This is a genomic window from Bacillus sp. mrc49 (genome assembly GCF_002803435.1).
In genome coordinates this window covers 1-370 of the sequence record NZ_PHNG01000058.1, presented here as the reverse complement: position 1 = coordinate 370, position 370 = coordinate 1, and the positions used below count along the sequence as shown (strand labels likewise).

Sequence of the window (370 nt, the reverse complement as noted above, 5' to 3'; positions counted from 1 at the left end):
GTGGCGAGATAGAGCCCCTGCTGCGTGCCGGAGGTGATGATCACCTGTTCCGGCGTGCAGTGCACCGAACGGGACTTGCGAACGTATTCGCATATCGCCTCACGCAGCGGCAATGCGCCCTGCGGCTCGCCATAGCCAGCGGGGGCACCGGGGCCTCTGGCGCGAATGCGGTTGCCGAGCCTGCGCCAAACGTCGTCGGGTGCGGTATCGTTGATCGGCACCGAGACGGTGAAGGGGACCGGTGGCAGAGGGCGCAACTGGGCGGCGAAGTGCTCCAGGGCCAGCGCCTGATCGGAAAGCGGCATGTCGCAGGCGTCCGGGTGTTTGACCGGTGCGGGGGCCGGGCGGGTGAGCGACAACGCCACGCGGG

The 370-nt window shown here is 68.9% G+C and carries 1 protein-coding gene; it reads right to left on the bottom strand.

Annotation, left to right across the window (positions count from 1 at the left end; genetic code table 11):
- A partial coding sequence (locus CVN76_RS00450) for an aminotransferase class I/II-fold pyridoxal phosphate-dependent enzyme (RefSeq protein ID WP_332850576.1) occupies window positions 1-370 on the bottom strand: 370 nt, incomplete at both ends.